This window comes from Candidatus Stygibacter australis (genome assembly GCA_030765845.1).
GTDB lineage: Bacteria > Cloacimonadota > Cloacimonadia > Cloacimonadales > TCS61 > Stygibacter > Stygibacter australis.
This window is the reverse complement of sequence record JAVCDJ010000173.1, coordinates 1-6,133: the sequence shown is the minus strand read 5'-3', so window position 1 is coordinate 6,133 and position 6,133 is coordinate 1. Positions and strand designations below refer to the sequence as shown.

The 6,133-nt window shown below is 37.3% G+C and carries 4 protein-coding genes; 3 read left to right on the top strand and 1 reads right to left on the bottom strand.

The features are described 5' to 3' along the window. Both RAO94_08675 and RAO94_08670 read left to right on the top strand, forming a co-directional pair. Positions 1 to 3,181, top strand: a 3,181-nt coding sequence (locus RAO94_08675) for a T9SS type A sorting domain-containing protein (protein MDP8322409.1), incomplete at its 5' end; no start/stop codon positions are given. 65 nt (positions 3,182 to 3,246) lie between these two features. Continuing rightward, on the top strand, positions 3,247 to 5,532 hold the full coding sequence (locus RAO94_08670) for a T9SS type A sorting domain-containing protein (GenBank protein MDP8322408.1): 2,286 nt from the start codon (positions 3,247 to 3,249) through the stop codon (positions 5,530 to 5,532). 124 nt (positions 5,533 to 5,656) lie between these two features. Here RAO94_08670 and RAO94_08665 read toward each other — a convergent pair whose 3' ends face one another. Then, the gene (locus RAO94_08665) at positions 5,657 to 5,899 is read right to left on the bottom strand and encodes a hypothetical protein (protein ID MDP8322407.1); all 243 of its coding nucleotides are present in this window, start codon (positions 5,897 to 5,899) and stop codon (positions 5,657 to 5,659) included. A gap of 23 nt (positions 5,900 to 5,922) precedes the next feature. On the opposite strand from RAO94_08665, the gene RAO94_08660 reads away from it, so the two are divergent. Then, positions 5,923 to 6,133, top strand: a 211-nt coding sequence (locus RAO94_08660; GenBank protein ID MDP8322406.1) for a hypothetical protein, incomplete at its 3' end; no start/stop codon positions are given.

Below are 6,133 nucleotides of genomic sequence, written 5' to 3'. Positions count from 1 at the left end.
ACCTTTGAGGAGCAGGAGTGAAATTGACAATGTACCAAGTTATAAATGGTCTTATGGATGCGCACCGACTGCAGGAGCAATGCTGATAGCTTATTATGATCACTATGCGGATAATGTCGGAAAAGGATATATCAATCTCTATCCTGGGGATCTGCCGGAGAATAATGAAGAATATGGCACGACTAACTGGCCTGATTGTATAAATGGCGGAACTATTTCGGTGAATGAATGTCCTCTTTCAGCGAGTCATCAGGGCATAGGAGGACAGACGGGAAGAGGTCATGTAGATGATTTCTGGTTAGGTTATGGATGCACAGATGAAGATCCTTATATTAATAGCTGGGATTTACACGTTTTCAATTGTATTGCGGATTATAGTGGAACAAGTCAAAATGGCAGCGGAACCGTTCCGTTTGATGGTGCGACTGTTTTAGCCTTTTTTACTGATGGTATTCCGTATTACGGCATTGGAACTCAGGTCGAATTTTGTTATGGTCTCCAGAACTACTGTGAAAGTAAGGGATATGTTGTGGAATATGTATATAATCAATATATATATGAAGAAGGATTGGTAGACGGGTTTACCTTAAATGAACTCACTACAGAATTAGATAATGGAAATCCTGTTGTTCTTCATTTCTTAGGTAATACCGGGGAATATGGACATACAATGCTGGCTTTCGGTTATGATATCGAACCCGGAACAGATGACTGCAGAATATATGTAAAGACAACCTGGGATTTCTATTATGACTCATTTTACTGGGGAGAACCCTTCGTGAATAATTCCATTTCTTATAATTTGATGGGCGTAACGGTGCTGCATTTGGAAGAATTAGGTTTTTCATCTCCCGAAAGTGGAGTAATTGAAATACAATCTGAAAGTACTGATGTTGATATACATATTGATACGTCGGGTATTGAGAGTTTAGGCTGGACAGCCAGTATAGTAGAAGGTTCGGATTGGTTGTCATTTTCATCAAGCAATCAAGGTTCAGGAGACGGATCTATCACCGTTTCAGTTAGTGAAAACTTTACAGTATTTGATCGCTGTGGAGTAATATTAATATCCGCAAATGAAGAACATCCTTATATTGATGATATAGAAGTATTAATCTATCAATGGAGCTATGGTGAAAATGCAATATATGTCGGACCTAATGCATCAATTCAAAGTGCAATTGATTCTATTCAGCCTGGGCAAGCAAAAACAATATTTGTTTATCCTGGAATTTATGAGGAGAATCTTCTAATTGATAATTATGCAGGTTCGCGTCAGATAACACTATCATCTTGCAGTGATGCTTTAAATACGATAATCAAAATGGACGGAAATTGTGCAAATTCGATACTGCGAATCACAGATTGCGATTCTGATCTGATTCGGATAGATGGATTTACTTTTAGAGGAGGAACAGAAGGTTCAGAAGTTGATATATCAGATGAAGGTGATCTTGGAGGGGGAGCACTTAAAATTGTTAGATCTAATGTAGAAATATCCAATTGTGTAATTACCGATAACAAGGCAGGATATTATGGAGGAGCGATTTTTGTTGGAGATTCTGAAGTGAATATGACTAATGTTACCATTTTCGATAATGAAATAAATGATGAAGAGGAAGGTGATGGTGGAGGATTATATATTTATGAAGATAGTCAGGTAAACATGCTGAACTCGATCATGTATGATAATTCACCTAATGATATTGCATCGCATAATGATGAAGATCAGATCATAAATATTGATTACAGTATGATCAATATAGTGGATACTGGACAGACAGGTCTTTCACTCTATAACTGTATTGAAGGGGATCCTTTTATTTGTACATATTCTGATGATGATGTCAATCTTGTAGGTTGCATTATGGAAGGCAGCCCGTGTATTGACAGGGGTAGAGGTAATTTATATGACGAAGACGGAACCATTTCTGATATGGGAGCTATACCAACGGTTGTTGATGTAAAAGAATGCGAAGGTAATCACTGGAACTGGGAAAGTTTCCCCAGAGTAGGAGAACTTAATACTGATATTTCGGATAATATAAGTGATATTCTGGATATGAGTGATTTGTATCCTTATGATCCAGGAGCATTTATGCAAATTGATACAAAAGAAGCTTCGCAATATTCTTATTATGTTACTTGTTGGTATCCAGAAAGGACATTATATTCTGCAGTGGGATATAAAGTGAAAAGGTTTACGGATGATACTTTCTATATTCCTCTGGAAGGCTATCGGCTTAGTAATACTTATCAATTCAATCTACCAGCAAATACAGATAAATGGCTGGGTTACTGGATACCAGAGACCAGAAACATAGTTGATGCTTTTAGCGGTCTTTGGGATCATGTAACAACCATATATGCGGAAGACTGGTGTTATAAAAAGCCAATTAACGGATTTAGCACACCATCCAGCGTTACAACCGGGAAAAACCTGGAATACGGCAAGATGTACATCATTATAACTGATATCAGCACTTACTGGACCTGGGATCCTCCCGGAGGTGGAGGAGCAGAACAGAATCCCGAAAGAGAAACTCCGAAATATTTCTATTTTGCTGACCAGCCAGACTACCTGGTTATAGATGTACTTGATATTGACGAAGATGTGGAAGAAATTGGTGTATTTCAGGGCACTACCTGCATTGGAGCATCTGTTGTCGAAAGTGAATCTGTGCAGATTTTGGCTTATATAGACCCGGAACTGAGAGATGAATATGAATTGAGTTTTCAGTTGATCAGCGAAGACCGGAACAGAACAGTAGTTGAAAATTGCTGGGTCTATAATGAGAATAACGGGGAATTTGGTAAAGACAGGATTAGGATAGATTCAGATGGTTATATCCTCCTATCATTGGAAGAAGATTACCCTGCCAGTAATAGTCCCTTACCGGGATGTCATCTATACCAGAATTACCCCAATCCCTTTAATCCAGAAACCAATATCAGGTTTTATCTGAGTATGGAAACCTCTGGAGCAGAATTAACTATTTACAATATCAGAGGTCAGGAAGTGAAGAATTATGACCTGGATTCCTATATGGGAGGAAGAGAACATGTGATAAGCTGGAAGGGAAGAAATAACAGGGGGAATAAGGTTAGCAGTGGAATTTATTTCTATAGATTAAATAGTGATCAGGGTTCCGTTTCCAACAAGATGGTATTGATGAAATGATCCCGTGAAATGTAAATAATACAGGTGTGCGTTTCCTCAGAAACGCACACCCTTTGGGAGAAAAAATGAAATTTGTAATTTTGATATTTCTTATTCCATTATCTTTATCCTCGGCATTAATTACAGTTAATCTTGATGGAACCGGGAATTATGCCAGTGTAAATGAAGCGATGGATGCTTCTATTGCCGGAGATTCATTACTGGTATATCCCGGGATTTATTATGAAAATATCCACCTTTATAAAGAAATTACCTTAATGAGTTTATATGGTATAAGCGGAGAAGAAAGTTATATAGACAGTACCATACTGGACGGCAATAGTATAACATCTGTTTTGGCAACAACACAAAATAATAGTGATTTTTTTGCCGTGGTTATAACTGGATTTACAATCCAGAACGGATTTGCCCGTTCTTTGCATGATGAACACGCATTAGGTGGAGGAATATATGCTTTTGGTATAGATATTACAATAAATCATTGCAAGGTAATAAATAACAGGGCATTTATCGGAGGTGGAATCTGTCTGTTTTGTACTACTGCATCATTATCCGCTAATGAAATAACCGGAAACACTGCTGTTACTGATGCAGGAGGAATTTTTATACATAATACTGAATGTGATTTTAGTGAAACTGAGCTTAACAGCATATATTTAAATTATTGTGGTAAAACTAATGATATTGCTTATTCAAATGTAGATGGGTTAGTACTTGACATTACTCTTGCTCTGTTTACAGTTTCTCAATATAATTCATATTTTGTAAAAAGTTTTCAGAATCCTCCTATTGAAGACCCTCAATTTATTAATTTGACTGTTATAGATCATCTAATAGATCCAATTTCAGAAGATATTTATGTCTCGCCGGATGGAGATAATGAAAATAGTGGTTTATCGGCTGACCAGCCTTTGCAGACAGTGAGTTATGCTCTTGCAATGTATGATGGCAGTAGCCCAGAAACGCATACACTGCATGTATCGGATGGATATTATGGTATTTCAGCGAATAATGAAAAACTGCCCTGGCATTTACACAGTAATCTGGTTATTGAGGGTGAGTCAGAGGAAAACACGGTCATTTCTACAGAGGGTTATCCATGTCATATTGTGTGCACAGAATCAATATCGTTCAACATTGTGATAAGGAATATGACACTTTTAGGTGGAAATTTACACCCAAATATCTGGATAAACGATGCTGACGGTCTCACACTTGAGAACATAACAATAAGTGAATTATCATGGATCGGTAATGTGATAAATCTTGCCATGTGCAATGCTGTATTACGAGATTTAAAAATATATGATGTAATAGGGACTTGCCCCATTTTTTTAACTCATTACAGTGATCAATATATGCTGCTGGAGAATGTTGATATCAGTGGTGTATATCAAAATCAAAACGAGTTATATCCTTCTGATATGGCTTGTGGTATTGGCACAATGTCTGATACTGCTTTTGAATATGCCCGTTTTGATCTGATCAATTGTAAATTTGTGGATATTTATACAGAGAATAGTACTTATCCGGTTTTGTGTGCAACAGGGTGTGATTTTTCGCTCTTTTCGGATGTGAACATGATTAACTGTGTGGTATCCAATACCCGTACAAATGATGAAACTGATCCGGCTATCTATGTAATGGATTCCCGGTTGAATCTGGTGAACTGTATTGTTTATGATGTAGATAACAGGGCTTTATTCATGGATTATTATGATATGATGCTGCCTGAAATTACCGTTGATCATTCCCTTGTCCAGGGAGGAGAAGCCGGAGTAGGCGGCTATTGGGGATCCTTGAACTGGCTGGAAGGTAATCTTGATTGCGATCCGATGTTTGATATGAGTATGCCTGACAGGTATTCTTTATCGGAAGGTTCGCCTTGTATTGATGCTGGCACCTTAGATCTTCCTGAAGGGATTGAACTGCCGGAATATGACCTGGCAGGTAATCCCAGGATCTCAGGAGACATGATAGATATGGGACCCTACGAATGGCAATATCCTGATGCCATTGACAATAATGAAATATATGCCTTAAATCAAGATATTATAGTATATCCCAATCCAATTATCCCGGGTAAAATGCGGGATGGCAGAGCATGGATCGAGTGGAGTGGAGAGGATGTTTCCGGGGACGTGAGCTTTGAGATATTTAATATAAAAGGGCAGCGAATCCGTTCATTCAAAATTCAAAATTCATCCCGAAATAATCGGGACAAAATTACACCAGCAAGTTGGGATTTGTGTGATGAAGCGGGTAATACTGTGAGTAGTGGAGTATATTTTCTGCGGATATCTAAAGACGGAGAATATATAGAACAAAGAAAGCTAACAGTGATCAAGTGATTTCTCTGGAACTACGACCTCCAGCTCGTAGATTAAAAAATATCGTCACATCACATATTTCAGTGTTTTTCTGTGCTTTCCGCCTGCCCTCTGTAGCTTTAGCGAAAGAGGGTGGTAAAAATCATTACATTAATTCCAGTTTCAGAATTTCTTTCCTACCCGGTCTGCCATAGAAAACTAATATTTCTCCAGGATAATATCTTTCTGATACTGATTGAAAAAATATTGCCTGGCGAATTTGGGCAGCTTCTAATTTTCTTTCCTGATTTTTGTAGGTTAATAATATCGCATAAGCTTTTTCACGTGCTTCATCAAGTTTTTTATGGCGTAAGAATTCTGGGTAATAATGATTCTTATGGTTCTTCAATCCATGGAAATACTGATCATCAAATGAATATATACAATATTGATTATCATGACAATGATTATTCTAATTATGGAACTGGATTTAGAATTATAGCATATAGCGGATCAACCATTAATAATATAATAGTAGAGAATAACGAACTTGGTTATTGTGATGCATTATATTTACGTTTCTGTGATAGTGTTAATTTCAAAGATATTATAGTAAAAAACAATCATTCAGATCATTATTCAA

Coding starts and splice junctions, on each gene's coding strand:
- RAO94_08670 (MDP8322408.1), top strand. CDS start 3,247: ATGAAATTTGTAATTTTGATATTTCTTATTCCATTATCTTTATCCTCG.